Raw genomic sequence first — 23204 nt, forward strand, 5'->3', positions numbered from 1 at the left:
TCCACGACGTCGCGACCGGTGTGTTCACCCTCGCGACCAACGGCGAAGCGTTCTCCCACCTGTGGAACCAGCTGACCACCACCGCCGGGAAGGCCACCTCGGGAGACGCGTTCGTCATCGGCCAGATCGCCGGGAACCTACTCCCCCTCGGCGCGGTGACAAAGGTCACCAAGCTCGACACCCTGCTCAACAAAACCGACGACCTCGGGCGTCTGGTCACGAAGGCCGACGACCTTGGTCTCGGGAAACACGTCACGATCGCCACGGCGAATGATGCCACCAGCGCGATGGACTGGCTCAGAAACCACGTCGGCGCGGGAGGGGTGACAGTCAGCGACGAGTTCACGCCGACGATACCGCCATTAGACACGATTGACGGGTCGACCGTGAAGTCGCCTAGTGGAGGTCCAGACGTCGATGCTGGAAATCGCGGAGGCGGTGGTGATCAGTTACCTGCCGATGCCGGCCTGTTGACGCTGAAGCCGGGCGAGCTCCCTCGTGCTGGGAAATCCTGGCGCGGCCAGACCGAGGGTGGACCCGGCATCTGGAGGGAAACACAAAAACGAAACGGAGGCGAGGAGTACCAAGAGTTCACCACACGCATGGAACGCGGCACAGAATACCGAGTAAATGACGTAGACTTCGACGGATACGATCCGATCCGTAACGTGCTCATCGACGCCAAAGACTGGCAAAAGTACCCACCACTGAAACCCCAATTCTGGAAAGAAAAGGCCCTAGACGATATTATAAAACAGGTTAAGGCAGCCGGCGACACGCCTGTCGAATGGCATTTCTCGACAGAGGCCGCCAAGCAAGCAGTTGATCTGCTGCTCGAGACGAAAGGCCTCGAAGGCGCGATCAGAACCGTTTATACTCCGTATTGAGCTAGAGTAAGGAACCATGACTACGTTTGAACCATATCTCGGCGCATTCTGGGAACCACGTGAACTGACCTTCGGTCAGTTCACGATCCAGGTGCGAAAGTTTCTTGCAGGGCTACGAGAGTTGCATCCCGTCTTCGAAACCTGGTATGTGCTCGGCGACCGAATGAACGATGAGAAACCGCTTGGAATTGATCTGCAGCACCTTGAGGAGCTTATGGTCGAACGCGGCTGGGATAGGAGTGCTCCTAAGCATTTCTTCACGCACCTTGATGATGATGGGTGCCCCACCGCGAATTCAACGGCAAGTGTCGGTTGGCGCTTTAGCCTTGTGACCGAGCCGGAAAGGCAACAAACGCGTGACTTTGTGTACGTGTCGATATTTGCGGGAACTACAAGTCCTCGCCTGTCGAGTAGCGTGACGTTGACGGTGGGCGATCCTGCGTCGCCGTTGCTTGACCCGGTGGTGTCTGGGCGGGTGTTTCAATACATGATCGAGTTTTGGAGCCCTGATCGCGCACTCGTCACCGAGCAGGCTTACCGTGGCGCAGTGCGTAACTCAGAAACGAAAGAGCAGCTGGGTTGGCTGAACTACCGGGCAGACCCATCGTTCGTCGAGTTCCTCCCGGACGGGGTACGGCATGAGCCGTTCAACGACGGAATATTGTTCCGTATCGGCGACGGTCGCGTGCTCGCCGAGGACAGTCTGGAAGAGGTGCAACTCGGTAAGCGGATCCAACACGAGATCCTCGCTCGTCGGTAGGCGAAGGCAACACGGGAGATGTCTGAGCGGCGTTACGTTGTGATCAGTATGAGCGATTTCACATGGCTGGACGTCGACCAACTACGGAAGCGGCTCTGATCGCACTGTTGTTGGACGGCGGGGCGGACATCAACCTGCGCTCACCCAGGTTCGGCCTTCCACTGACGATGCTTCTCACGAATATTTCTGCTAAGCCCGAATATTTGCGGGCCGTATTTGCCGCGGTCACGGCGCGCTCTCGACCCGACTTGACAGCGCATGTCGATCGGCGTCGTCAGGCCAACGTGGGGCAGTATCTTGCGCAAACCAAGTCTGGTTTCATGCGTGATGAGGTTCGCGCGTATGCTGCGGCGTCCGGGCAAGATATCGACGTGATCTCATAAGACGGGAGCAGGGTATGGAGATTATTCCGCAGGCAGGGGCATGTCTGATGACGGTGAACGCGTGGGAGGGCCGCGCCCCGGTGCGGTGGATGCTGCGTGAGCCCTCGAACGCACCTGTCGACAATGGCTGGCGGATTATGAGCGCCGCGGACAGCAGCGAGTACCTCGCCGACTCGAACAACTGGCGCATCACCGATTTCAACGATGCCTGCGAAATCGAGCCCGCTCTGATCGGCATCTACGACCTACCGGTCGGAAGCGATCTGCAAATCGGCATCGACGAGCACGGTAAACGCATCGTCGACACGCCGACCGGTCGAGAACTGACACCCGACAGGATGTACGTCCCACCAGGCCACCGACGCTGACTATCTCGGCAGCGATGCCAATATGGAACAGCTGTGGGACGTCGCGACCGATCTGCGGTCCATCGCGCGAACGCGTCACATCTGGTCTCCTCGAGTGTTGCCGACCGTAGTCGGGTGCGCCATCGAAGGAGTCTTGGTGGAACAGATTTTCATCCGGCAGGCCCCACGTGCCCGCTTTTCAATTATGTGATTCAAGAAGAGGAAAGGCAGAAAGAGTTATGGATGCTTATGCACTTGGGAAAATCATTGGCGAAGTTGCTTTCGTCGTACTTATTGCCTGGCTGATTATCGGTGCGGTCGTCAAGATCGTGAGATTTAACGTCATCAGGAAGCGGCACGGCGAAGAAGCTGCGCGAGAATTCGTGAATTCAAGGAAAAGGCGAGCAAAGAAGTAGCTGCCTCTCCTGAGATGATCTGGCAATGCGGCTGCGCGTTCGCCCGGGTTCTTGCTGAGCTCGACGAGCGTGCCGGTACCCCACCGCCGGGAAGGCCGCCTCGGGAGACGCGTTCGTCATCGGCCAGATCGCCGGGAACCTTATCCCCCTTGGCGCGGTGACGAAGGTCACCAAGCTCGACACCCTGCTCAACAAAACCGACGACCTCGGGCGTCTGATCACGAAAGCCGATGACCTCGGTTTCGGGAAACACGTCTCGATCGCCACAGTGAGTGACGCCACCAGCGCGATGGACTGGCTCAGAAACCACCTCGGCTCAGCAGGAGTGACAGTCAGCGACGAATTCACGCCGACAATACGGCCAGCAGACGGGGTGCAAAGCGTTGTAGACAAGATTCGACGGGGCGAGTTGACTCCCGAAGAAATCAAGGCCCTGCCGGACACAATTCGAGAGCAGCTTCGAGGCATCGACCGAGGCGACAAGCGAGACATTTTCGGGCATTACACGGGTTCAGATACGGTCAGCGCGAACAAAGAAGCACTCGGACTAGAAAAGGTTCGTGATAGAATGGGTGTCGAGGTCATTTCCGATCGGGTTGGCGTAAGGCTTGAAGCCGGTGGGCAACTCCGCTACTATGACGGGCTAATCCACTTGGGGGGTAATCGGTACATCGGAGTCGAAGTTAAAAGCGGTAACGCTATCCTTGAGTATCAGCGAGGCGGGAATAGTCAGCGCCTCTTCGATAGCGGCGTCTCGTCAGAGAATCCGGCGAGGGGTATCTTGAATGGTGAACCGATCGAGATTGTCGAAGTCATCCTTCAGGAAATTCCATAATAAAGAAAGCTCGGAAGATGTCAGTCACGCACGTATTCACTTATAACGGAGTTTCGAGACTAGAAGTCTTGAGTGGTCAGCTTGCTGAGCAAGTTGTTCGCCGCGCGCCGATGCTGTTGGATAGTAAAGGCGAATTCGCGATCTCTTTGTCTCGGCTGCCGGAGGGCAAGCGGTTGAGGGATGATCTGCCTGGTTCTTGGGCGGACTTGTTTTTGCAGGCTGCTGGGAGTGCGGCTGCGATGATGATCGAGGTGCGTAAGCAGAATCTGGACGGCTCCGAAAGTCTCTACAGGCTGGCTCGCCTGCTGCCCGAAGATGAACAGTCCACGGGCACTGCGGATATCACTTGGAACGGTCGTGTTGATAGAGTGCCCGCCGAGGAGGCGTTTGACGCGGTCGAAGCTGGTGACATCTTCTGGCACTATTACCAGTATGATGCGGTGCCTGAGCGGTACGAGCTGCGCTTCCTTGAGTGAGTAGATTCCCTCCGGAGCGGTGCGGCTGAACGTGCAGGACATGGAGGCTTATTCAGAGCCCTATCGGGTCGCTACGAAATCCCTGATCAGCGCGGATCTCCAAGCTGTGGATCGCGTGCTCTGAATAAGCCTCATGGTGACCGGTGTGTTCACCCTCGCGACCAGTGACGAAGCGCGCTCCCAGTTGTGGAACCAGCTGACCACCATGGTCGGGCAGGTCGCCTCGGGAGACGCGTTCGTCATCGGCCAGATCGCCGGGAACCTTCTCCCTCTCGGCGCTGCGACGGAGGTCGCCAAGCTCGACACCCTGCTCAACAAAACCGAGGACCTTGGGGGTCTGGTCACGAAGGCCGACGACCTCGGTTTCGGGAAACACGTCACGACCGCCACCGCGAATGATGCCACCAGCGCACTCGACTGGCTCAAGAACCACCTCGGCGCGGGAGGAGTGACAGTCAGCGACGAATTCACACCGACAATACGACCAGCAGACACGATTGACGGGTCGACAGTGAAGTCGGATAGTGTCGTCGTCTCCAACACGACCGACACCGTCAAGCACGCCCTCACCGCTACGAGAGACGACCTCCTCAACGCGCTCGGCAACGCCGAGAAGAAGCTCGGCGAGGTTGGGCAGAACATTCACCCCGCGCCCGCACTCGCCGGTGGCGGGACACTCCCGCCCGGCACACCACTCACCGACTTCGGAGGCGGAAGTAGCGGCGACCCAGGGGCGGTCCCCGCCTCCGGCGTCCACGACGGGATGTTTGAGAACTCTGCGGTACAGATCTTTGCAGAAAGGCTATCTGACGGCGTCGATCGTGCCGACATCCCCGGATACGATCCGACTGGTGGGTTAGGACGGTAACAGTTCCTTGATCGCTACCTCGATGGATTTGACGCATTGGGTCGGCCACGCTGGCGTTGGCCAGCCGATCCACCACATACCAACGGGTTTACTGAAGGATTGTCTCAGCCCGCGGATCTGGTTTCAGGCGATGTCATAGAGCGCATAACCTTCCTGAACAAAGATGGACTGCCCCTGGATGGAAACTTCGCAGCTCCGCCCGGCACCCCTTTCGACCAGCTATCGCTCCCGCCAGACCGGCTCAACGGCAGCACCATCAGGCTGAACTATCGAGTCCTACGCCCCCTCCCGGATGGTGTGCAGATGGGAGAGATAGCTCCGGGTTTCGAGCAACGAAGCGGCGGCACGCAGTATTATTTCCCAGGCGGCCTGGAACGGCTCGTCAAGCTTGGATATATTGAGGAGATCAAGTGACAACTGAGGACTTTGTTCAGCGGATGAGTTTTCTCGGCTATAGCCGCGAAGCTGCACTTGACACGGTCTGGATTGCTTCCAATCCACGAGACCTCACGGGGCGTGAGTTCAACATAGTTCCCGTCGATGACGATCAATACGAGATCCTCAAGCCCAGCGATAGGGCTGGCTACTTCCCCGCAATGATGGATGACGGTGGCGACTTCAAGGGAACCTTGGACGAGGCGTTTGAGTACATTCTGGAGGTCAGCAAGCGGAGAAAGCTTCGGTGGGAGCGTAGCCGATTTTGACACATGACCGACCAATTTTGCATAAGCCTCGCCCTATCACATTCATGCGTAGGTCGAAGTCGGAGCTGATGAGATGAACAGGCGGCGGATAATGATCCAAGTAATACATCACAACCTACCCAAATATCAATTGGGCAACAAGGGGCATGTCCAAGAGTCTCAGAAGTTGGCCTGGAAGTATACCCCCATCGCCCACCCCTCCACCGCATCTAATCTTCCCCGCCACGATCCAACGATCAGCGGATTCTGACCCGGGGGATACAGAGAGGCATCCTCCAATGAAGCCCGCGACTCTCCCTTGCTCCTCTGAATCTTCGCCGGCAGCTTCTGGGGCTGCATAAAAGTTTTCCACTGAGCGAAAAAACGCTTCGAGAGCAGTTTCTTCCTCACTATCAGATACATCGCCATTTGCACCGTCGTCCGATATATCTCTTAGCCGGCCTTCGCTCCTGTCAGTTCGAAGCTGGCGGAAGTGCCTCTCTCCGCTGACGAGGGTTCCGGACAGCACTCCCCCCGCCGAGAAACAGTCGCACACCTGCACGCAGATCAAACTGATTGCTACAGTCAACAAGCAGCGCCAAGAAATAATCCAGTGCGGCTGTGCGCTGCATCTTCGCGAACTCGTGCAGGTCCTCATTGCCTTTCATGGCGTCATGATTACTCCTGGATCGCTGTGACGCCTTGGTGCGGCCCGGGATCAGTAGGAAGGGGACAGCGGGTTCACCGCCGGGCCCTCGAGCACGGATCCGTCCGCGGCGAAGCGCGAACCGTGCAGCGGGCAGTCCCAGCTGCGCTCCGAGTTATTCCACGTGACGATGCCGCCGAGGTGCGGGCAGATGGCAGAGACCGCGCACCGGCGGCCATCGACCGTCGAGATCGCCACCGGCTGCACCCCGTCGCGCGCGAGCGAGCCCTGACCCTCCCGCGGAATCACGCCTGCCGATCGGGGCGCCCGGAGCGCACCGAACCAGCCGCGCGCGTACCAGGCGCCGATCGCTGCTCCCGCGCCAACTCCCTCCGCCAGCACCCGGGGCAGCGTCGGCCGTCGATGCAGTGTCTTCGCCCATGCGGGGGTCTCGCCCTCCAGATCGGCGACGAGAGTGAGCGCGGCCTGCACCGCATTCGTCATCCCCCATTTGTCGTAGCCGGTGGCGAGGAAGATCCGCCCACGCCCGCGGGGTAGCCAGCCAACGAAGGGCACGCGGTGAAACGGCTCGTAGTCCTGCGCGCTCCACTGAGCGACCGGCTCCGCCCCGGGAAACGAGCGCCGGGTCCAGGCGATCAGGTCCTCAACCGCCTCCGAGGTGGCGGAGCGGCGCCCCACCGTATGGCCGTTGCCGCCAATTAAGAGGAGGCGCTCCCCGTCGCGCTCGACGTCGCGCACCGAGCGCGAGGGCTCGTCAACCGAGAGATACATGCCGTCAGGGATCGGTGCGTCGGTGCGGAATGCGACGGCGTAGGAGCGCAGTGCCACCACCTTGGCGAAGTAGAGGCCGCGGTCGAGGATCGGCGCGCCCGTGAGCAGGTAGGCGCGGTCCCCCGTCACCCTGCCCGCGCTCGTGCGCACCCGCACGGGCGCTGTCGCGCGCATCCCAAGAACCCGGACGCCCTGCACAAGAGTGCCGCCCGCCGCGCGGAAGTCGGCGGCGAGCGCCGTGAGGACCTCCATCGGATCGAACTGCGCCTGGTCGTCGAGGGCAACGGCCGCAGTGCTGGGGAACGGGACGTCGAGCGTGCCGACGAGGCGAGTCGCGAGGCCGAAGCGGCGTGCCGTGGCGTGCTCCTTCAGCACGGCGGCCACTCCCTCCGGAGTCTGGGCGTAGCTGTAGGCGGTGCGCCGCTGCACCGGGACGCCCGCGGTGTCGAGGTAGTCGACCAGCCAGCGGAAGCCGGCGAGGTTCGCGGCGACGTAGGCCTCGGTGACGGCGGGGGTGTTGCGGGCCGCGATCATCGAGAGGTGGGAGCCCTGCAGCAGGCTGAGCTTCGCGGTGGTGTTGCCGGTGGTCACGGCGCCGACCTCCCGGGCCTCGAGCACGAGAACCCGTCGCCCGGAGCGCTGCAGGAGGAGGGCCGTGATCAGCCCCGAGAGTCCGGCGCCGACAACCACGTCGTCGTAGTGCGCCTCCGGCACGAACTCGTCACTCGGGATGCGCGCCGCACCTGCCCGCCAGAGTGAGAGGGGCGGCGGCGCGGAGAGTTCACTCGTGGTCGCTGCGTCTGGAGTCATCAGGAGGTCCCTCCGCTCGGGGCCGTGCGGCCTGGGGGCGACGCTACGCGGAGGGCTCGGGGTCGTCAGGGTGTTGACAGCTCGCACCCCGGCGCGTCAGTGCCAGCCCGGCGCGCCAGTGCCACCCCGGCGCGCCAGTGCCACCCCGGCAGGTCAGAGCCAGCCCCGGCGGGTGAAGAGGCGGTGCAGCACGACGCTCGAGATAACCATCGCTACCAGCGACGCCGGATAGCCCCACGAGACGTGCAACTCCGGCATCTCGTCGAAGTTCATGCCGTAAATGCTGGAGATCATCGTCGGCGCAAAGAAGATGGCCGCCCAGGCCGAGATGCGCTTGACCTCGTCGTTTTGCTGATTGCCCACCTCCGCCAGCTTCTTCATGTCCTCGTTTTGGCGTTGGGCGACGAGGGTGGCGTTCACGGCCAGGATTTCGCGCAGCGTGGTCCGGAAACCTTCGACGCGCTCGGTGACCACGGCGACGTGGTCGGCGACATCGCGGATGTAGCGACGCAGCTCCACATCCGACTGGAAGACCTCAAAATCGGTAACCAACCGGGCGAGCATCCCGGTCAGCGGTGCAACCGCGCGCTGGAAGTCGAGCACCTCTTGGCTCAGCTCGTAGATGCGCCGAGACACCGCTGGGTCGCCCTCGAAAACCTGCGCCTCAATCTCGTCGATGTCGTTCTCGAGGCCGGCCACGACCGGCGAATACTGATCGACCACGGCGTCGAGGATCGCGTAGAGCACGGCGACAGGGCCGATCCGCAGCATCTCCGGGTCGGCCTCCATCCGTCGCCGCACCAGCGAGAGATCGGGCTTCTCGGAGTGACGGACCGTCACCACGAAGTTCGCACCGACGAAGAGGTGCAGCTCACCGAAGTCGACCTCCTCGCGCTGGTCCGAGTAGCTGGCCGCGCGCAGCACGACAAACATGTCACTGCCGTAGCGCTCCAGCTTGGGCCGCTGGTGCGCGCTGATCGCGTCCTCCAGGGCGAGCGGATGCATCGAGAACTCATCCTCGAGCGCGGCCAGCTCGGCGGCGTTCGGGCGGTACAGGCCGATCCACGCCATCGCATCCGGCAGCTTCTGTAGTGCGGCGAGTGCCTCCGGGATGCTGCTCGGCGATACCACGCGGCGACCATCCTGGTAGATCGCATTGTCGACCGTGCTGGTGCGGGCGGGTTCGTCCTCGGGGACGAGACGCCGGAGCGGCGTGGTGTCCTCGGCGGCGGCGCGCGTGCGCGAGCCGAGGCCGAGGATCGTCGCAGGGACGCGGGGTAGCTTCACGGTCGTCTCCTCTGCTCGATCGACGCCCTATTGTGCACCCGCGGATGAACGAAAAGTGTCCGGGCGACGCGAGACGTGTCACTCCTGAAAGCTCGCCGCGCGCCGGTGTCGGAGGCTCTCACTAGCCTGGAGATCTCCACCGCTCAAGCACAGAAAGGACGCCCGTGAAGCTGCTGCACACCTCCGACTGGCACATCGGCCGCACCTTCCACGGGCACTCGACGCTCGCCGCCCTCGGGCTGGTGCTCGACGCGCTGGTCGAGACCGTCCGGGCCGAGCGGATCGACGCGGTGCTCGTCGCCGGCGACGTCTTCGACTCCGCAGTGCCGGCCGCCGAGCACTTCACGCTACTCACCCGCACCCTCGAGGCGATCCGCGCAGCCGGTGCCGACGTGGTGCTCACGAGTGGCAATCACGACTCTCCCGCGCGGCTGGGCTTTCAGGCCGGGCTGCTGCGCTCATCGGGGGTGCACGTGCTCACCGATCCCGAGGCGTATGCCGAGCCGGTCGTCGTGCGGGATGCGTCCGGTCTCGAGGTCGGCGTCTACGGCATCCCCTTCCTGGAGCCCGCTCTCTATCGGCATCGGCACCCAGAGGAGTCGCTGCGCCGCCACGAAGAGGTGCTCGCCTTCGCGATGGGGCGGGTCCGTGCGGCTGCCGAGGCGGCTGGCCGGCCCTGGGTTGTGCTCGCACACTGCTTCGCGGTCGGCGCACCGGCGGCGGTACTCGAACGCGATATCACGGCGGGCGGACTCGACTACGTCTCGGTCGAGCACTTCGCGGCGGCCGACTACGCGGCGCTTGGGCACATCCACGGGCGGGCCGAACTCCTGCCGAACGTGCGCTACTGCGGGGCGCCGCTGCACTACTCCTTCGGTGAAGCCGCGAAGCCGCGGGGCGGCTGGCTGGTCACGATCGGAGCGGAGGGGCTCGAAGGAGTCGAGTGGTCACCGCTGCCGGTGCCACGGCGGCTGAGCGTGATCGAAGGGCGCCTCGCTGAGCTGCTGGCCGATCCGTCGCTCGCCGAGTTCGAGGCAGACTGGGTCTCGGCGGTGCTGACCGACGCGGTCCGGCCGCTCGACGCGATGGCGAGCCTCCAGGCGCGCTTCCCGGGCTGCGCGACACTCGAGCACCGACCCCCGCACGCTGCGGCGGAACCGCGTGCCTATGCCGAGCGGATCCGCGGGCGCAGCGACGTCGACGTGGTCGACGACTTCCTCGCACACGTGCGCGGCGGGCACGGCGCGACGGCGACCGAGCGCGCTCTGACGCTCGACGCGCTCGCGGCAGTCGACGCCGAGGCGTTGCGGTGAGGATCCGCCGTCTCGCCTTCGCCGGGCTCGGCCCGTTCCGCTCCGTGCAGTGCATCGACTTCGACCGGCTGGAGGACGTCGGGATCTACCTGATCGCCGGACGCACCGGCGCAGGCAAATCAACGATCCTCGATGCGATCAGCTTCGCGCTCTACGGCTCCGTGCCGCGGTTCGACGGCGCGGCCACTCGACTCCGGAGCGACCACAGCGGAGCGGAGGACGAGACGTTCGCCGAACTCGATTTCGAGGCGGCGGGTCACCTCTACCGAGTGCGCCGCTCGCCTGAGTACGAGCGGCCCAAGCGCCGCGGCACGGGGACGACTACCCAGGCCGCGAAGGTTGCGCTGCTGGAGCACACGGACGGCGCGTGGGTCGGGCTTTCCACGAGCGCGAAGGAGGTGGGCGTCGACATTGCGCGCGTTGTCGGGCTGACGAAGGACCAGTTCCTTCAGGTCATCCTCCTTGCGCAGAATCGCTTCCACGAGTTCCTGCTCGCGCGCAACGATGACCGACAGCGCCTGCTACGCACGCTCTTCGCGACCGAGCGCTTCGACCTACTCCGCCGCCGCCTCCTTGAGCAGCGTGACGCGAGCGCGGTAGGCCTTGAGGAGGAGCGGGCGGCCGTGACCGCCCTCGCCGATGAGGCCGCGCGGTTGGTTGACGCAGACGGAGAACAGAGCGTGCCGGGCGCGGCCTGGTTCGCTGAGTTGCCCGGGCGCCTCACCGGGCCGCTCGAAGCGGCACGTGCCGAGGCGTCCGCAGCGGATGCAGCGAGCGCCGGTGCCTCCGCCGCGCTCGATGACGCCCGCAGGGTGAGCCGCGGGCAGGAGCGGCGCCGTCTGGCACTGATCGAAGCGGAAGAACTCGCGGTCGCTGAAGCACACGTGCTGCAGCAGCGCACAGCGATCGAGCGGGCGCGCCGCGCCGACGGGGTGCTCCCGCTCCTGCGCTCGGCTCGGGCTGCCGGTGAGAAGGAGGCGGTGGCGCGGCAGCAGCGCGATGTCGCGGCCGAGGCGTACCTGTCAACGGCCGAAGACGCCGGTGCCCCCGCCGCCGAGACGGCCGAGCGGCTTGCCAGGACCCTCGGCGCTCTCACCGAGGCGCTGGCCGATGAACGTCGTCTTCCCGGGGCCACGCTCGAGGCAGAGCGCGCCGCCCACGCCGAGCAGGCGGCCGCGGCCGCGCTGGCCGCGCTGGAGGAGGAGCTGCACGAACTCCCGAGGAGGGCCGACGCGGTTGCCGCCGAGGAGGAGTCCCTGGCCGCCGAGGCCGCGGCAGTCTCCGTCCGCTCCGGTGAGCTCGCCGACACCGAGCGGAGGATCGAAGCGGCCCGCGAGCGCGACCTCGCCGCAACAGCCGTCCAGCGTCTCCGCACCGCCTACACCGAGGCGGCACGGGTGCACGGCGAGCGCGCCGCTGAGCAGGCCGCGCTGATCGCCCGACGCTTTGCGGGCTTCGCCGGAGAACTCGCCGAGCGGCTCGAGCCCGGCGAGCCATGCCCGGTCTGCGGATCCTGCGAGCACCCGCGGCCGGCCGAGCACGAGGGCCCGAGCACGGTCGGTACCGCCGACCTCGACCGCGCCCGAGCCGCGGTCGAACGCGCCGCCGCAGATCTCGACTCCGCCCGCGAGCACGAAGGTAGCGCGGCCCTCGCTCTCGCCGCGCTCGAGGAACGTGTCGGAGACGCGACCGAGCTGGAGTCACTTCGGTCCGCACAGGAAGGGCGCCTCGCCGCCGCCCGCATCGCGGCCAGACGCACGGACGAACTGCACCGCGAACGCGTCACGCTGCGCGCGCGGATCGAGGCGCTCACGATCGAGCGTGACACCTCCCGAACCGAGCACCAGGCGCGCGCCGGCGAGGCGGCCCTGGCCGCGGAGGCTCTGCGGCTGCTGCGAGAACGCGTCGCGGCCTCCCGAGACGGAGCTGTGAGCATCGCCGCACGAGCGGAGTCCCTCACCGCGCAACGCCGGCGCGCCGTCGCCCTGGTCGACGCCGAAGAGGCGGTACTGACGCGGGGAGAGGCCGCAGACGCCGCGCGGGCTGAGCTGGCCGAGGTGCTCGCCGAACGCGGCTTCGCCACAGTCGAGGAGGCCGAGTCCGCCGCTCTCGCCAGCGGCGAGCGGGCCCGCGCCGAGGCGGCTGTCGCCGATCACGAGCGCCGATGCAGCGCGACCGAGGCGGTGCTCACCGATCCGGAGCTGAGCGGGCTGCCCGCGCGGGCGGTCAATGTCCTGGCCGCGGAGACCGAGGCACGCGTCGCCTCCGCTCGCCGCGACGAGGCGCGTGACCGTCTCTCGGTGCTGGAGCACCGCTCGGCACGCCTCGCCGACCTTGTCGAGCGCGCGGCGGGCCGCCTCGGCACGCTCGACGAGCGTTTCCGCCGCCACGAGGAGCTGCGCGCCCTGGCCGAGACCGTCTCGGGGCGCGGCCAGAACACTCGACGAATGGATTTGGAAGCGTTCGCCCTCGCCGGTCGCCTCGAGGAGATCGTCGCCGCCGCAAACCTCCGCCTCGACGCGATGACCAGCGGCCGCTACGCCCTGGCGCACGATGACTCCCTCGCCTACCGTGGCGCCGCCTCCGGCCTCGGGATCGACGTGCTCGATGCCTTCACGGGCGTGCGGAGGCAGCCCGCGTCACTCTCGGGCGGTGAGACGTTCCTCGCGTCGCTCGCCCTGGCGCTCGGCCTGGCCGACGTCGTCACCGCACAGTCCGGTGGGATCTCGCTCGAGACGATGTTCATCGACGAGGGCTTCGGCTCGCTCGACGGCGAGACGCTCGAGACGGCGCTCGGCACCCTCGACGCCCTGCGCTCCGGTGGTCGCACCATCGGCTTGATCAGCCACGTCGACACCATGCGCGAACGCCTTCCGGTGGGCCTGCGCGTCGTCGTCGGCCCTCGCGGCGACAGCACGATCCTCACCGACTGAGGCGCTGCTGGGCGACCCCGCGCCCGCTCCGCCTGCGCCGTCCGCCCCGCCCGCCCCGCGACAAGCCAAAAGTTGTCGCACTCGCGTATCGACTGCGACAACTTTTGAACACTCGCGGCCGCCCGCGCCCGCGAGAGCCGGCGAGAAGCCAAAAGTTGTCGCGCTCGGCGTCGAGTGCGACAACTTTTGGACACTCGCGCGCGCCGGCGGCGGCGCCTCCGCTGCTAGGGTCGGCCCCAGTGACACGGGGTGCCCGTCAGGGCTGAGAAGACACCCGTCGAACCTGATCTAGTTCGTACTAGCGAAGGGATGTCGCGAATGAGCATTCGCACGCCTGTCCACCCGAGCCCAGCGGCCTGCGTCGGCCGCGATCTCGACGCCTTGCGCGCCTCCCCACCGCTGGTGCAGTGCATCACCAACGCCGTCGTCGCCGGCTTCACCGCCAATAGCCTTCTGGCACTCGGCGCGACTGCGGCCATGTGCGACCTGCCCGGAGAGGCGGGAGTCTTCGCCGCCATCGCCTCCGCGACCCTCGTCAATCTCGGCACACCCGGGGCGGAGCAGCGCGAGGGCGCGCGCGAGGCCGTCGCGTCAGCAGCGCGCGCCGGCACCCCCTGGGTGCTCGACCCCGTCGCCGTCGGCCCACTCCCGGTACGCACTGCCTTCGCTGCCGAACTCCTCGGGGCCGGTCCCGCGATCATCCGCGGCAACGCCTCCGAGATCCTGGCCGTCGCCGGTGCCGGCGCGGGCGGTCGCGGCGTAGATTCCGTCGACACCGCCGAGCAGGCGCTCGACTCCGCCCGCGACCTCGCCCAACGCACCGGCGCGGTTGTCGCGATTTCGGGAGCCGTCGACGTCGTTACCGACGGCGAACAGGTCCTCCGCGTGACGGGTGGCCATCCCCTCCTCACCCGCATCACTGGCGGCGGCTGTGCCCTCGGCGCGGTGATGGCCGCGTTCCTCGGCGTCGAGCGCACTGACGCCCAGCGCACAGACGCCCACGGCACAGGCGCCCACGGCAGAGACGCCCACGGGACCGGCGAGCGCGGACGTGCCCTCGATGCCGCGGTGACCGCCTCCGTCATCTGGGGGCTCGCCGCCGAGCGCGCGGCCACCGCGAGCAGCGGTCCGGGCTCGTTCGCTCTCGCCCTGCTCGACGCCCTCGCGTCCCTCGAATCCACCGACGTCGTCGCGGGAGCGCGGATTGCATGAGTGCTGACCTTTCTCTCTATCTGGTCACCGACACCGCGCAGTGCGGCTCGCGGGGAGTGCCCGCCGTGGTCGCCGCAGCGGTCGCGGGCGGAGTCGGCACTGTGCAGATCCGCGATCATGCTGCCTCCGCTGCCGACCTGGTGGCACTGACCTGTGCGGTCGCCGCGGTGCTCGACGGGCACACCAGCGTCACGCTCCTGGTCGATGACCGCGTCGACATCGTTCTCGCCGCGCGTCTGAACGGCGCACGGGTAGACGGCGTCCACCTCGGCCAGTCCGATCTACCGGCCGCCGCCGCGCGTGCGATCCTCGGACCGGACGCGATCCTGGGCCTCACCGCGAACACCGCGAAGCACCTCGCCGCGGTGCACGCGCTGCCCTCCGGCACAGTCGACTACCTCGGCGTCGGAGTGATCCGCCCCACAGCGACCAAGCCTGACCACCCCGCTCCGCTGGGCCTTGATGGCTTCGCTACCCTGGCCGCCGCCACTCCCCTGCCCTGCGTCGCCATCGGCGGAGTCACAGTCGCCGACGCCGCTCCCCTGCGCCAGGCCGGCGCCGCCGGGCTCGCGGTCGTCTCGGCACTCTGCACGGCGGAGGACCCCGAGGCCGCCGCCCGCCGCTTCCGCGCGGGGTGGGACCGGTGATCCCGCGCATCCTCAGCATCGCCGGCACCGACCCCACCGGTGGGGCGGGCATCCAGGCCGACCTCAAGTCGATCGGTGCCCTCGGCGGTTACGGGATGGCCGTGGTCACCGCTCTCGTGGCGCAGAACACGCGCGGGGTCCGCTCCCTGCATCTGCCGCCGGCCGCGTTTCTCCGCGAGCAACTCGACGCGGTCGGCGACGACGTGGTGATCGACGCGGTGAAGATCGGGATGATCGCCTCGGCCGAGTATGCCGGAGTCATCGCCGGGTGGCTCGATGAGCTGCGGCCACCCATCGTCGTCGTCGACCCGGTGATGGTCTCGACCAGCGGCCACCGCCTTCTCGATCCCGATGCCGAGGAGGCGGTGCGCGACCTGCTGCGCCAGGCACACCTCGTGACTCCGAACCTCGCGGAACTCGGCGTGCTCGTCGGCGCACCGACTTCCACCGAGTGGCCCACTGCGCTCGAGCAGGGCGTCACACTCGCCCGCGTGCTCGACGCGGCCGTGCTGGTCAAGGGCGGGCACCTGGCCGGCCCGACGACTCCCGACGCGATCGTCACCCCCAACGGTCGGATCCGCGAAGTTCCCGGCGAGCGGATTGCCACGGCGAACACGCACGGCACCGGCTGCTCGCTCTCCTCCGCGATGGCGACCCTCCTTGCTGGCCGCGGAACGTCCTCCGATGCCCTGGTCGAGGCGCTGATCGAGGCGAAGGAGTGGCTGAAGGGGGCCCTGCGGGGCGCGGACGCGCTGGAAGTCGGCTCCGGCGTCGGCCCGATCGACCATTTCCATCGCCTCCGCGCACCCGCCTTCTGCGCGGGGGTGTGGGCCGAGACGCGCACACTGCGCCGTGAAATCGACGAGCTGCCGTTCCTTCGCACGCTCGGCGACGGCACCCTCGACCGAGAGGACTTCGAGTGGTTCCTCGAGCAGGACGCCCTCTACCTCACCGAGTACGCGCGAGTGCTCGCCGTCGCCGCGCAGCGCGCCCCGACGACCGCCGAGCAGATCTTCTGGGCGGAGGGTTCGGCGTCGGCGGTTGCGGCGGAGGCGCAGCTGCATCGCACCCGCCTCGGCACCCGGGAGGCGGCGGCCGCGCCGGTCACTCGTGGCTACATCGACCACCTCCAGGCGGTTGGGGCGCGCGGCGGCTACGGCGAGATCGTCGCCGCGCTCTTGCCATGCTTCTGGCTCTACGCGGACGCCGGGACCCGACTCGCCACGACGAACCGCCCCGGTCACCCCTACGCGGACTGGCTGAGCACCTACGGCGATCCGGCGTTCGCGGCGGCGACGGAGCGAGCAATCGCCCTCACCGAACAGGCCGCCGCGAACGCGACGCCGCAGGACCGCGCCGCCATGCGCGATGCGTTCCTGCGGTCGAGCTTGTTCGAGCGTGACTTCTTCGCGGCGCCGCTCAGCCGATCGCCGCTCAGCCGATCGCCTCACGAAGGACATGCATAAGCGCATCAAGCTGAACCGTATCGGCCGACGCGATCTCGGCGTCCGCACCGTCGAGGGCGCGGGCAGCGAGGCCGGCTTTCGCGTCGATCAGTTCAGCGATCTTCGCGTCGATCGTGTGGGCTGCGATGATCCGCCACGCGGTGACAGGCTCCTCCTGGCCGATGCGGTGCACGCGGTCGATTGCCTGCGTCTGCTCGGCTGAGGTCCACGAGAGCTCGGCGAGCACGACGTTCGATGACGCCTGCAGGTTCACGCCGACGCCCGCCGCCGTGAGCGAGCAGACGGCGACCGAGACGTCCGGATCCTCGTTGAACGCATCAATCTGCGTCTGCCGGAACGCCGCGGTCTGATCCCCCCGGATCGAAACGGAGGCAAGTTCGCGCTTCTCGAAGGTGTCCTCGGCCTGGTCCATCACGTCGATGTGCTTGGCGAAGAAGACCACCTTGCCGACCGAGCGGGCCAACTGCGAGGCGTAGTCCGCCGCCAGCGCCGCCTTCGCTTGCCCGATGCGGCGGACCATCGTGAAGACGTTCTCGCCGGTTTTGGCCGACTTCGACTCCTCCAGCTCGCTTTGCGCGACGATGCGGATGAACCGCTCACGCTCGTCGTCGTCGAGCTCGTGCGTGATCGAGGCGGTAACGGCCCGGAAACGCTGCAGCATCCGCGCCCCGAGCTCACGCTCCGCCTTCTCGATGGAGCGGCCGAGGTCGTCGTCCAGCTCGACCGGCAGATCGACGATCCGCTTCGAGGGCAGGTCGGCGGCGACGTCGATCTTCTTGCGCCGGACGATGCCGAGGTCGATGACCGCCTCGCGCGCCTCCGGGTAGAAGCCGGTGTCAGCGGGCGTCAGGCCCGTCTCCTCCAGCCGGCCCATCAGTTCGGTGCCGGGCTTGGTCTCGTCGATCCAGCCGAGGAAACGCCAAATCGCACGGAAGTCATCCACGTCATTGATGAGCGGAGTGCCGGTGAGGGCGATCATCAGCGGATCACGGCCGGGCGTACTCTCGCGAATCCTCGACGCCAGCGCGAGGACGCTCTGCGAGCGCTGCGAGCGCAGGTTCTTAATGAAGTGCGCCTCGTCAACGACCATGCCGCGAAAGCCCAGGCTGCCGAGCCAGCCGATGTGCCGGTCGAGAATGTCGTAGTTGACGATCACCACGTCGGCAAAGGCGTCGAGCGTCCTCCCGTCACCGTGGATGACCGTGGCACGGCGCTGCGGAGTCCAGTGTTCGACCTCGCGCGCCCAGTTCATCTTCACCACGTTCGGCACGACGGCGAGGAGCGGGTACGACCCGGTGACGGAGGCGGCGAGGAGGCTCTGCGCCGTCTTGCCCAGTCCTGGCTCATCGGCGAGGAGGAAGCTGCGGTGCCCCTCCCGCGCGCTCTCGATGAACCTCGCCTGGTGCGGCATCAGCTCTCGCCCGCGCGGCGAGAGGCGGTCGAGCGTCGGCGGCTCTGGCAGCTCCATGCTCGCAGCGCGACCGCCTGCGCCGTACTCGAATGCCTTGAACAGCGGACCGAGCAGCTCCCAGTCGTCGAGTCGGCGACGGGGCGCCGGAGCGGCGACCTCCGCGATCGAGAAGTCCGGCGGGAGGAAGGGGTTGGCGAGCTGACGGGCGCGCACGGACTGCGGCACGACCTGGTTCTCGGGGACCTCGGGCGTGGGCTCTGGCTCCGTCACGATGAGGAGCTCATCGGGGCTCAGCTCAGCTCCGGCTTCGAGCAGCCAATCACGACGCAGCTTCTGCGCGGCCGGCGTGATGCCCGCCTCCGACTCGAGAAGGGCGATCAGGCTCGTGTCGCGCGCAGCCGTCTTGGCAAGGATCGTCGCAATGCCGTCGAGGCGCTTCATCTCCTCCGTGCGCTGAGCGTCACTGAGCGAGGAGTCGACCTTCACCCGCTTGCGTTCCTCGCGCATCAGCAGGGCGATCACCAGAAATTTTGTTCGGTTGGTCGGACCGACCTTGCCGGTCTGCGCCTTCGCCTCCACCTCGCGTACTCGGCGGGCGAGGATCGGAATCAGCCCCGCGTTATCCACACCACGCGAGCGCGAACGGGGGCGGCTCCCAGCCGCACTCGACGTTCGACGCGTCTGACCAGACTGACGCTGAGTGCCGCGAGCCATGCTCCTCCTCGGTGTGTGACGGGGGTGGAGGAGGGGTTCCCCCGCTCTGCCGTCGCAGTGCATCCGCCGCAAAGCCTCCGTGGAGGCGATGGGCGTCGGTGCACCCGGTGACCGTTGGGAACTGGGAGCAGCGGGTCTAAGACCCGGTCGCAGCATCCCCGGCATGCAAGTGCGTCGTCAGTATACGCGTCGCCGACGCGCCCGCTCCTGCGCGCCACGCTCACCGAACTTATGGGCTCACCGAGTGGTGACGGAGAGAGCCCAGCGGGCCCGTCCTGCGCGCGGTGAGGTCCTAACGGTCACTCCGGAGTCGGTACGCGAATGATTAGGCCCGCGGAGACGAAGACGCCGACGGCCGCCAGGCTCAGCGACGACCAGACTGCGTCGGGGAACGTGAACGGCACGACCGGATTCCACAGCACCAGCACGGGCACCAGCCCGATCAGCCAGAGCAGCGCGCGGCCCTGGATCGCGAACCAGCCGATGACCGCGGCGAGGATCGCGACCGGGTAGCGGATGACGTCGTACGCGTCGGTACCCACCAGCGCGAGGCCCGCCAGCAGCACGATCGCCGCCAGGATTCCCGGCGCGAGTGCCATTCGCGCCTGGGCTCGCGAGGGGTAACGGTCAGCGGACGCGCGGGTGCTCTTGCGGGTGCTCACACTGCGATCGTACGGGCGCCGATACCCCTCCCGGGTACCGTTGACCGCGCGTAGTCTGAGCGAGTGATCGAGGACATCAAGAAGCGCTCCCTGCACCGTGCCCGAATCCTGGGCGGACAGATGCGCGGGCTCGAGCGGATGATCGAGAACGAGGACTACTGCGTCGACATCGTCACGCAGTCGCTCGCGATCCAGAAGTCGCTCGGGTCGCTCAATAAGCTGATCGTCGAGAACCACCTCCGCACCCACATCACCGCGATGTTCGAGGAGGGCGGTGACGCCCGAGAGGCTGCCATCGCCGAACTCGTGACGATCTTCGACCTCTCCCACAACCGCTCATGAGCGCGGCGGCAGATCTCCTTGCGGCAGCGGCCGAGTGGCCCGTGCTGATCGACGGCGGCCTGGGCACCGAACTCGAGGACCGCGGCGCGGCCACCGGCTCCGCTCTCTGGAGCGCCCGCGTCCTCCTCGACGAGCCTGACCGCGTCCGCGACGCCCACCGAGCCTTCGCCGCGGCCGGCGCACGGGTGGCGGTGACCGCTAGCTATCAGGTCTCGGCGAGTGGATTCGCGGCCGCGGGCCTTTCCGCGGCCCTCGCCGAGCAGGCACTGCGCGAGAGCATCAGGATCGCTCGGGAGGCGCAGGACGGCTGGGTCGCCGCCTCCGTCGGTCCGTACGGCGCGAGTCTCGCCGACGGTTCCGAGTATCGGGGAGACGACGCACTCACGGTCGCCGAGCTCGCGGAGTGGCACGGCCCGCGACTGCGTACCCTCGCCGCAGCGGCACCGGACGTCCTCGCCGTCGAGACCATCCCCTCCGTGCGCGAGGTGCGCGCCGTGGTCGCCGCCCTCCGCGGCTCCCCCGTCCCCGCCTGGATCAGTGTGAGCGCCCGAGACGGTTCCACCGCAGCCGGGGAACCACTGGCCGATGCCTTCGCCGCGGCCGCCGCCTCCGATGAGGTCATCGGGGTGGGCGTGAACTGCTGCCCGCCCGGAGACGTCGCTGACGCGATCCGGATCGCTCGGTCGGTCACCGACAAGCTCGTCGTCGCCTATCCCAACAGCGGCGAGAAGTGGAATGCTCGTGAACGCCGGTGGACCGGTGACGCCGCATTCGAGCCCGCCCTCGTCACCTCCTGGCGCGACGCCGGAGCCGGCCTGATCGGCGGATGCTGCCGCGTCGGTCCCGCGGCCCTCGCCGCACTCGGCCGCAGTCTCGGGGAATCGTGACCATTCTCACCGCCGTCCGCGGCGATATCACTCGCGAACGCGTCGACGTCATCGTCAATGCCGCCAACTCGTCGCTCCTTGGCGGCGGGGGTGTCGATGGCGCCATCCACCGCGAGGGTGGTCCGGAGATCCTCGAGGAGTGTCGGCGCCTCCGCGCGACTCGGCTGCCCGACGGCCTGCCCGCCGGCGCAGCCGTCGCGACCACCGCTGGCCGCCTCCCCGCCCGTTGGGTCGTGCACACGGTCGGCCCGGTATTTTCCCGTGCCGACGACCGCAGCGCCGTCCTCGCCTCCGCCTACACGGAGTCGGTTCGGATCGCGCAACACCTCGGCGCGCGCAGCATCGCTTTTCCCGCCGTGTCCGCCGGCGTCTACGGCTGGCCCATGACCGACGCCGCCCGAATCGCGGTCGAGGCGGTACGCACCATCACGACCCCCGACGGCTCGCCCGACGAGGTGCGCTTCGTCCTCTTCTCGGACGACGCTCTGGCCGCCTTCGCCGCTGCGCTCGACTGACCTCTTCCCGCGAATGCGGTGCAGTGGCTATGACCTCTTTCGCTTCATCGAAGAGCGCTGCCTCAGAGCGTTCGATGCCCACTCCGGCGTCTCATCTATTTCACTGCCGTGACGACCGGTCGGGTTTGATGCGGTAGACCACGCGATCGGCGACGTCGCCGGGCGGACCATCCATTCGCATCCCATAGCGAGCTGCTAGTTCCGCGAAAAATCGCCCGTCACTGTCATCCGCAATGTCCACGACGATCCCACGCACCTCGAGGTATCGGTAGGGCTTCTCAGGGTCGCTGATGCAGAGCGTGACACGAGAGTCGCGAAGAATGTTTCGGTGTTTATAGCGGGTCGTGGTTCCGGTAAGCCGGAGGTGCACGCCATCCCACGAGAACCACATCGGATTGGTCTGCGGCCAGCCGTCGCTGCGCAGAGTGGTGAAGTGGCAGAAGACGGGCTTCGTCAGCAGGTCGAGGTGGCTGGACGGAATGACATCGGTCATACGGGCTCCTGAGCGAGGGTCGGGGTGAACGGAGTGAAGCGAACGAGGCACCAAGTCCTTGTAGGCAGAACTCTGCTACCTCTACTCATGTGGCCTCGTGGCAGACGTCTGCCATCGAGCAAACTACGGGCCCGGGGACCGGCGCGCAACCGCCGGCCGAAATGCGCCACGACGGTGGCGTTCGCGATCATCACGCGAACGAACGTCGTGTATATCCCTGACCACGGACGTCACTGAACCACCCGTCCGCGTGCTCGCCGACGGCCTCGACTACGTCAGATTCCGCTGCTCGCAACACTCGACACTCAACGGTGAACACGCCCTGGGCTCACGACGTCTGTGAGAGCGTGACCGCCCTGCTCGGCTTCTCTGGAGGAGGGCGCCGAGGTTGAGGGCCGCGGCCCGCACCTGCGCGTGGCGGCTCAGGATCTCGGTCAGCCGAGGACTGTGCTCGATCGAGAGGTCGAAATAGCCGAGCAGCATATCGGTCAGATCGAAACGAGGAGCTGGCTCCGCGACGCTCTCGGTGAGTCTCGTCGAAAGTTCGAGCAGTGAGCCTCAATCACATCGGCCTGAGCCAAGGCGGCGTTGCGAGAGGTACGCCAGCCACTGCTCCGCAACGAGATTTCCCACCCCTTTGCCCATTCCCAGGACCGCTGAATCCACCCATGAGGCTTATGCAAAATGGGTTTCTTGCTGGGTGAAGAAGATAAGCCCGCGGACGGCGTTGAAGGCGTCTCGGAAGGTGCGCAGTGGTCGCCTGTAGTCGGTCCGGAATATCCGCCAAGTCTTGATGTGAGCGGTTGTTCTCTCGATCACGTATCGGCGAGTGTCCACGAAGCGATCGTGTTGTTTCGCGTGATCTGGCAGATGTTCTTCGCCTGGCTGCTTTTTTATCGGCGTGACCATTCCGGCGCCTTGGTAGCCTTTGTCGGCCAGCGTGTTCGAGAGGTTGAGGATGTCGGCTCACCCGGTGTCTCTTAACTAATCGGATTCTGCATAAGAATCACTGATTGACGTGCAAGACGCTCAGGATGCGCAGGGTGGCGAGGTGCCCGAGTGAGTGAGGCTTATGCAAAATTGGTTTCTTTCTGGATGAAGAAGATCAGTCCGCGGACGGCGTTGAAGGCATCGTGGAAGGTGTGTAGTGGGCGCCTGTAGTCGGTGTGGAAGATGCGCCATGTCTTGATGTTAGCGATTGTTCTTTCGATCACGTATCGGTGGGTGTTCACGAAGCGATTGTGGTGTTTCGCGTGATCTGGCAAATGTTCTTCGCCTGGCTGCTTTTTTATGGGTGTGACCATTCCGGTGCCTTGGTAGCCCCTGTCGGCCAGCGTGTTCGAGAGGTTGAGGGTGTCGGCTAGCCCGGTTTCTCGAAACGCGTGAGCGTCGTGATGCTTGCCCGCGATGGGATCCGAG

24 protein-coding genes and 1 riboswitch are annotated in these 23204 nt (G+C 66.4%); of the genes, 17 read left to right on the forward strand and 7 right to left on the reverse strand.

Annotation, left to right across the window (positions count from 1 at the left end; all coding sequences use genetic code 11):
* From B0H03_RS15075 to B0H03_RS15110, 9 genes are all read left to right on the forward strand, one after another.
* A partial coding sequence (locus B0H03_RS15075; RefSeq protein ID WP_207774255.1) for a Tox-REase-5 domain-containing protein occupies nt 1–887 on the forward strand: 887 nt, incomplete at its 5' end.
* A 16-nt stretch (nt 888–903) separates the two neighbouring features.
* Complete coding sequence (locus tag B0H03_RS15080) at nt 904–1647, forward strand: Imm52 family immunity protein (RefSeq protein WP_104264449.1); 744 nt, start codon at nt 904–906, stop codon at nt 1645–1647.
* 62 nt (nt 1648–1709) lie between these two features.
* A complete protein-coding gene (locus tag B0H03_RS16305; RefSeq protein WP_127843923.1) occupies nt 1710–2030 on the forward strand; it encodes a hypothetical protein in 321 nt (106 codons plus the stop codon).
* A gap of 14 nt (nt 2031–2044) precedes the next feature.
* The gene (locus tag B0H03_RS15085) at nt 2045–2398 is read left to right on the forward strand and encodes an immunity protein Imm33 domain-containing protein (RefSeq protein WP_104264448.1); all 354 of its coding nucleotides are present in this window, start codon (nt 2045–2047) and stop codon (nt 2396–2398) included.
* A 552-nt stretch (nt 2399–2950) separates the two neighbouring features.
* Nucleotides 2951–3628, forward strand: coding sequence for a hypothetical protein (locus B0H03_RS15090; RefSeq protein ID WP_104264447.1), 678 nt, complete (start codon nt 2951–2953; stop codon nt 3626–3628).
* A 17-nt stretch (nt 3629–3645) separates the two neighbouring features.
* The gene (locus B0H03_RS15095) at nt 3646–4104 is read left to right on the forward strand and encodes a hypothetical protein (RefSeq protein WP_104264446.1); all 459 of its coding nucleotides are present in this window, start codon (nt 3646–3648) and stop codon (nt 4102–4104) included.
* Nucleotides 4105–4237: 133 nt separating this feature from the next.
* A complete protein-coding gene (locus tag B0H03_RS15100; protein ID WP_104264445.1) occupies nt 4238–4972 on the forward strand; it encodes a hypothetical protein in 735 nt (244 codons plus the stop codon).
* Between the two features lie 99 nt (nt 4973–5071).
* A complete protein-coding gene (locus tag B0H03_RS15105) occupies nt 5072–5386 on the forward strand; it encodes a TNT domain-containing protein (protein ID WP_160487283.1) in 315 nt (104 codons plus the stop codon).
* Nucleotides 5383–5676: a hypothetical protein gene (locus B0H03_RS15110; protein ID WP_104264443.1), complete on the forward strand. Its 294-nt coding sequence runs from the start codon at nt 5383–5385 to the stop codon at nt 5674–5676. The genes B0H03_RS15105 and B0H03_RS15110 overlap by 4 nt, the downstream gene beginning before the upstream one ends.
* A 697-nt stretch (nt 5677–6373) precedes the next feature.
* On the opposite strand, the gene B0H03_RS15120 is transcribed toward B0H03_RS15110, so the two are convergent.
* Together B0H03_RS15120 and B0H03_RS15125 are read right to left on the reverse strand one after the other, a co-directional pair.
* Nucleotides 6374–7903: an FAD-dependent oxidoreductase gene (locus tag B0H03_RS15120; RefSeq protein WP_104264441.1), complete on the reverse strand. Its 1530-nt coding sequence runs from the start codon at nt 7901–7903 to the stop codon at nt 6374–6376.
* A 153-nt stretch (nt 7904–8056) separates the two neighbouring features.
* Nucleotides 8057–9190 carry a magnesium and cobalt transport protein CorA gene (locus tag B0H03_RS15125; RefSeq protein ID WP_181075033.1) on the reverse strand — a complete coding sequence of 378 codons (1134 nt, stop codon included), beginning with the start codon at nt 9188–9190 and terminating at the stop codon, nt 8057–8059.
* A gap of 164 nt (nt 9191–9354) precedes the next feature.
* Here B0H03_RS15125 and B0H03_RS15130 point away from each other — a divergent pair, with 164 nt between their 5' ends.
* The 5 genes from B0H03_RS15130 to thiD all read left to right on the forward strand — a co-directional run bounded on the left by B0H03_RS15130 (nt 9355) and on the right by thiD (nt 16761).
* Nucleotides 9355–10503 (forward strand): exonuclease SbcCD subunit D, encoded by a 1149-nt coding sequence (locus B0H03_RS15130; RefSeq protein WP_104264440.1) that lies wholly within the window; start codon nt 9355–9357, stop codon nt 10501–10503.
* Entirely contained in the window at nt 10500–13436 is a 2937-nt protein-coding gene (locus B0H03_RS15135; protein ID WP_104264439.1) for an AAA family ATPase, read from the forward strand. The genes B0H03_RS15130 and B0H03_RS15135 overlap by 4 nt, the downstream gene beginning before the upstream one ends.
* A gap of 235 nt (nt 13437–13671) precedes the next feature.
* Nucleotides 13672–13763: riboswitch (TPP riboswitch) on the forward strand.
* Entirely contained in the window at nt 13755–14648 is an 894-nt protein-coding gene (gene thiM / locus B0H03_RS15140) for a hydroxyethylthiazole kinase (RefSeq protein WP_104264438.1), read from the forward strand. (Overlaps the previous riboswitch by 9 nt.)
* On the forward strand, nt 14645–15295 hold the full coding sequence (thiE, locus tag B0H03_RS15145; RefSeq protein WP_104264437.1) for a thiamine phosphate synthase: 651 nt from the start codon (nt 14645–14647) through the stop codon (nt 15293–15295). The genes thiM and thiE overlap by 4 nt, the downstream gene beginning before the upstream one ends.
* The gene (thiD, locus tag B0H03_RS15150; RefSeq protein ID WP_206612064.1) at nt 15292–16761 is read left to right on the forward strand and encodes a bifunctional hydroxymethylpyrimidine kinase/phosphomethylpyrimidine kinase; all 1470 of its coding nucleotides are present in this window, start codon (nt 15292–15294) and stop codon (nt 16759–16761) included. Before thiE ends, thiD begins: the two co-directional genes overlap by 4 nt.
* Here the strand turns inward: thiD and B0H03_RS15155 are convergent.
* Both B0H03_RS15155 and B0H03_RS15160 read right to left on the reverse strand, forming a co-directional pair.
* Entirely contained in the window at nt 16730–18886 is a 2157-nt protein-coding gene (locus B0H03_RS15155; RefSeq protein ID WP_104264435.1) for a DEAD/DEAH box helicase, read from the reverse strand. The genes thiD and B0H03_RS15155 overlap by 32 nt on opposite strands.
* Before the next feature lie 299 nt (nt 18887–19185).
* The gene (locus B0H03_RS15160; RefSeq protein WP_104353983.1) at nt 19186–19548 is read right to left on the reverse strand and encodes a DUF6804 family protein; all 363 of its coding nucleotides are present in this window, start codon (nt 19546–19548) and stop codon (nt 19186–19188) included.
* A 63-nt stretch (nt 19549–19611) separates the two neighbouring features.
* Between B0H03_RS15160 and B0H03_RS15165 the strand changes: the two genes are divergently transcribed.
* Genes B0H03_RS15165 through B0H03_RS15175 form a run of 3 tightly spaced genes read left to right on the forward strand, consistent with a single transcriptional unit; the run spans nt 19612 to nt 21292 of the window.
* The gene (locus B0H03_RS15165; protein WP_104264433.1) at nt 19612–19890 is read left to right on the forward strand and encodes a metal-sensitive transcriptional regulator; all 279 of its coding nucleotides are present in this window, start codon (nt 19612–19614) and stop codon (nt 19888–19890) included.
* Nucleotides 19887–20777: a homocysteine S-methyltransferase gene (gene mmuM / locus B0H03_RS15170; RefSeq protein ID WP_104264432.1), complete on the forward strand. Its 891-nt coding sequence runs from the start codon at nt 19887–19889 to the stop codon at nt 20775–20777. Before B0H03_RS15165 ends, mmuM begins: the two co-directional genes overlap by 4 nt.
* On the forward strand, nt 20774–21292 hold the full coding sequence (locus tag B0H03_RS15175; protein ID WP_104264431.1) for an O-acetyl-ADP-ribose deacetylase: 519 nt from the start codon (nt 20774–20776) through the stop codon (nt 21290–21292). The genes mmuM and B0H03_RS15175 overlap by 4 nt, the downstream gene beginning before the upstream one ends.
* A gap of 100 nt (nt 21293–21392) precedes the next feature.
* Here the strand turns inward: B0H03_RS15175 and B0H03_RS15180 are convergent, their stop codons facing one another.
* The 3 genes from B0H03_RS15180 to B0H03_RS15190 form a co-directional block, all read right to left on the reverse strand.
* On the reverse strand, nt 21393–21785 hold the full coding sequence (locus tag B0H03_RS15180) for a PPOX class F420-dependent oxidoreductase (protein WP_104264430.1): 393 nt from the start codon (nt 21783–21785) through the stop codon (nt 21393–21395).
* Between the two features lie 675 nt (nt 21786–22460).
* Nucleotides 22461–22694: a hypothetical protein gene (locus B0H03_RS17605; RefSeq protein WP_104264429.1), complete on the reverse strand. Its 234-nt coding sequence runs from the start codon at nt 22692–22694 to the stop codon at nt 22461–22463.
* Between the two features lie 161 nt (nt 22695–22855).
* The coding region (locus tag B0H03_RS15190; RefSeq protein ID WP_165827995.1) for a transposase family protein at nt 22856–23204 on the reverse strand (349 nt) is incomplete at its 5' end.

Origin of the sequence: Rathayibacter iranicus NCPPB 2253 = VKM Ac-1602 (assembly GCF_003149025.1) — a bacterium.
Classification (GTDB): domain Bacteria; phylum Actinomycetota; class Actinomycetes; order Actinomycetales; family Microbacteriaceae; genus Rathayibacter; species Rathayibacter iranicus.

Excerpts from the sequence above, each read along its gene's own strand:
- B0H03_RS16305 (WP_127843923.1), top strand. The coding sequence starts at position 1,710 with ATGGCTGGACGTCGACCAACTACGGAAGCGGCTCTGATCGCACTGTTG.
- B0H03_RS15155 (WP_104264435.1), bottom strand. The coding sequence starts at position 18,886 with ATGGCTCGCGGCACTCAGCGTCAGTCTGGTCAGACGCGTCGAACGTCG.
- B0H03_RS15120 (WP_104264441.1), bottom strand. The coding sequence starts at position 7,903 with ATGACTCCAGACGCAGCGACCACGAGTGAACTCTCCGCGCCGCCGCCC.
- B0H03_RS17605 (WP_104264429.1), bottom strand. The coding sequence starts at position 22,694 with ATGGTCACGCCGATAAAAAAGCAGCCAGGCGAAGAACATCTGCCAGAT.
- B0H03_RS15095 (WP_104264446.1), top strand. The coding sequence starts at position 3,646 with ATGTCAGTCACGCACGTATTCACTTATAACGGAGTTTCGAGACTAGAA.
- B0H03_RS15085 (WP_104264448.1), top strand. The coding sequence starts at position 2,045 with ATGGAGATTATTCCGCAGGCAGGGGCATGTCTGATGACGGTGAACGCG.
- thiE (WP_104264437.1), top strand. The coding sequence starts at position 14,645 with ATGAGTGCTGACCTTTCTCTCTATCTGGTCACCGACACCGCGCAGTGC.
- thiM (WP_104264438.1), top strand. The coding sequence starts at position 13,755 with ATGAGCATTCGCACGCCTGTCCACCCGAGCCCAGCGGCCTGCGTCGGC.
- mmuM (WP_104264432.1), top strand. The coding sequence starts at position 19,887 with ATGAGCGCGGCGGCAGATCTCCTTGCGGCAGCGGCCGAGTGGCCCGTG.
- B0H03_RS15100 (WP_104264445.1), top strand. The coding sequence starts at position 4,238 with ATGGTGACCGGTGTGTTCACCCTCGCGACCAGTGACGAAGCGCGCTCC.
- B0H03_RS15180 (WP_104264430.1), bottom strand. The coding sequence starts at position 21,785 with ATGACCGATGTCATTCCGTCCAGCCACCTCGACCTGCTGACGAAGCCC.
- B0H03_RS15080 (WP_104264449.1), top strand. The coding sequence starts at position 904 with ATGACTACGTTTGAACCATATCTCGGCGCATTCTGGGAACCACGTGAA.